4 protein-coding genes are annotated in these 2,821 nt (G+C 58.1%); 3 read left to right on the top strand and 1 reads right to left on the bottom strand.

From position 1 onward, the window contains the following. The 3 genes from ABX749_RS28350 to ABX749_RS28340 form a co-directional block, all read left to right on the top strand. Window positions 1-509 (top strand): CDP-alcohol phosphatidyltransferase family protein (locus ABX749_RS28350; protein WP_372898992.1); only part of this gene is annotated, 509 nt, incomplete at its 5' end. A gap of 365 nt (window positions 510-874) precedes the next feature. Continuing rightward, window positions 875-1,060 carry a hypothetical protein gene (locus ABX749_RS28345; RefSeq protein WP_372898991.1) on the top strand — a complete coding sequence of 62 codons (186 nt, stop codon included), beginning with the start codon at window positions 875-877 and terminating at the stop codon, window positions 1,058-1,060. Between the two features lie 12 nt (window positions 1,061-1,072). Then, the gene (locus ABX749_RS28340; protein WP_372898990.1) at window positions 1,073-1,834 is read left to right on the top strand and encodes a hypothetical protein; all 762 of its coding nucleotides are present in this window, start codon (window positions 1,073-1,075) and stop codon (window positions 1,832-1,834) included. Window positions 1,835-1,942: 108 nt separating this feature from the next. On the opposite strand, the gene ABX749_RS28335 is transcribed toward ABX749_RS28340, so the two are convergent. Continuing rightward, window positions 1,943-2,821 (bottom strand): glycoside hydrolase family 95-like protein (locus tag ABX749_RS28335; RefSeq protein WP_372898989.1); only part of this gene is annotated, 879 nt, incomplete at its 5' end.

The following is a 2,821-nucleotide window of genomic DNA, read 5'->3' as shown; positions in this document are numbered from 1 at the left end:
CCTTCAGTGATTTCGTCGACGGCAAACTCGCTCGATGGCTCAATCAACGATCTGCGATTGGCCCGAAGCTTGACAGTTTTTCAGACGCCGTCATGTACGGATGCCTGGCACTCGCGTTGATCTTTTTGCGCGGTGACTTGCTCGGACAGGAAGTCTTGTGGATTGTCTTCGCCATCGTCAGCTACATTGCTGCCGGGATGTTCGCGTTGGCCAAGTTCGGGCAACTGCCCAGTTATCACACCCGGTCGGCCAAGCTGGCATGGCTGATGGTAGCGATTGCCGCTGTGGCGTTGTTGTCCGGCGGACCGGCCTGGCCGCTGCGGATGGCGATGGCGACCGTGATGATCGCCAACCTTGAAAGCGGCTGCATCACCTACTTGCTGAGACGACCGCTGACGGATCTGGCATCGGTGTTTCGTCTGCATGCGGTCACCGATTCCGCCGACACACCAAGAGAAGACGAAGACGTCTGCGGAGTCGAACAAAAACGCTTTACCACACCGGGCTGAACAGTCGGGCGATGATTCGGCCGGATCGGCATCGCCACGGATGATGCGGTTTAGGGGATAAAACGGCTTCGATCAACAGGAAGATAAAAGATGTCAAAGCGGCGGTATCCGGCATCGACCGTTCGCTAATTCGGTGACAATTTGTCCGATGGTAGCCAATGTGACCGATGCGGAATACCGACCGGGCACCCGCGAGGACTTTGGCACTACAAATGCTAACTGATCACATCGCCGCACGCTCCGCGGGCGGAATGCGTTTCGCTGCGAGTCGCCCACAGTGGAGCGTCCGATTCTCGCTCGTCTGCGGAATGTGCGACGACGTGATTACCTGTTCCGTCGGTAGGTCCATTCTACGTGAGAAAACAATGCATGCCTGTGAGACTACGGCGTGGATGGTTGTCGTCGGATACCTGATCCTCGCCGCCGTGTATTTTGCAACCAAGGTTCCCAGTATGGTTCGACTGGGTTTGGTGACCTTGGCATTCGGGTTGCTCCTCAGTTGGATGACCGTCAGTGGAACGCTGCGGTCATGGTGTGATTCGTTGAGTTGAACCGGATCGAAGGTGAACGAAGACGGAGAAGAAACGATGAAGCGATTGCTGATTGGCGGTCGGCTGGACGGGCAGCCGGAAACGCTTGAGTGCTTGAGCGAACAGTATGCACATCATCATCCGGACGCTGTGTGTATCGGCGGACTTTGGGCGGGCAGCCACAGCGTCGACCGCAAGATGTCTCCGCGTCAGAAAGACTTCTACCGGGCCTTTTTCACGGCGGCGAAATCGATGCGGTGTCCCGTCTTCGTGCTGCCCGGTGAGCACGACGTTCCCCTGGCCGACTTCGCCCGATTGGTCATGATGGCGGAACTGGACAACCCGCACGTGCACTGCATCCACGCAACGCCCTACGAATCCGCTGGCGTGCATGTCGTCGGAGTGGGAGGCGATTTGAACGAGGTCATCGACACCTGGAACGACCGACTCCGCAGTTCACGTTCGGCGGTCGAATACTACCTTCGGCATCTGACCAGGACCCCCGTCGATCACACCATCGTGATGCTCACCACGCCGCCGTCGGGTCAACTTTCGATGGCGCTGCGGTCCGACTTGGCGGGTGACACCAAGCTGGCCAGCGAAGTGATTCACTCGGTGCATCCCGAACTCGCGATCACATTCGGCGAAACCGAATCTCGGGGTGTCAGCCGAATTGCCAGCACGTGCGTCGTCAATCCAGGTCGGCTCAGCGATGGCAGCGTCGCCGTACTGGACCTCTCCCGCCCCGATGCCGCAAACTTCATCGACGCCAAAGTCTCCTCGCACGCAAGCTAACGAACCGCGAAAACGGGGTCAGGAGTCAATAGCCGGAACGGCCCTACGGGTGCTTCGCACTATTGACTCCTGACCCCCTTTTCGATCGCTGGACTTTAGGGACAGAGCCTAGTGCTTGGTCTGCTCGGCCCATGAATACGACTGGCCCACTGACAAGACGATGTTTTCACTCAGCGTGCCGTCCGCATACAGGCGGAAAGTGCCTCCCTTCTCGGACCGGATGGTCGCTGCGATCAGCCGCCCAGCCTCCCACGCCAAGTCCACTTCGAATCCGCCGCGCGCCCGCAGACCGTGGACACGGCCATCCGGCCAGGCCGAGGGCAGTGCCGGCAGCAAGTGTAGGATATAGGGGGCATCGGCCAATGTTTCGTCCGGAGCGACGCCTTGGTAGTGATTTGGCGTGGATGGATTTTCCCGATAGGCAACATACGCTGCATCGCTGATCGATCGTGCGTCCGCATTGACGCTTCGAAGATGGCTTTGCAACAGCATTTCACAAACGCCCGCCGCGCCACCAAAATTGCCGTCGATCTGGAACGGCGGATGGAAATCGAACAGGTTGGGATAAGCACGCTTTGCGGTTAAGAAACGATAGATTTGATGCGCCTTGTCGCCGTTGTGTAATCGCGCCCAGAAGCAGGTTTTCCAGCCCGTGCTCCAACCGGTCGACTCATCGCCCCGGTGTTTCATCGTGACCAGAGCCGCCTCGTACAACTCTTTGGTTGTCAGTGGCGAGATATCGCGACCGGGATGCAACGCAATCAGGTGCGAAATGTGCCGATGCGTATCCGTCGGTCGATCCCAATCCTCCGGCCACTCCTGCAACTGGCCATACTGACCAATCTTCTGGGGACAGAGTCTTGGAATCATCGCCTGCAGGGTTTTACGAAATTCTTCGTCGCGACCGAGTACGATGGAGGCTTCGATACAGTCGGTGAATAGATTCAAGACGAGCTGCTGATCCCATGAGGCACCGTAAGCCTGCTT

It is taken from the genome of Stieleria sp. (genome assembly GCF_041595215.1).
In the GTDB taxonomy this organism is placed as follows: domain Bacteria; phylum Planctomycetota; class Planctomycetia; order Pirellulales; family Pirellulaceae; genus Stieleria; species Stieleria magnilauensis.
This window is presented reverse-complemented; position numbering and strand designations above follow the sequence as displayed.

Bases quoted from the DNA above. Each gene is read 5' to 3' on its own strand.
- ABX749_RS28345 (WP_372898991.1), top strand. From the start codon at position 875: ATGCATGCCTGTGAGACTACGGCGTGGATGGTTGTCGTCGGATACCTG.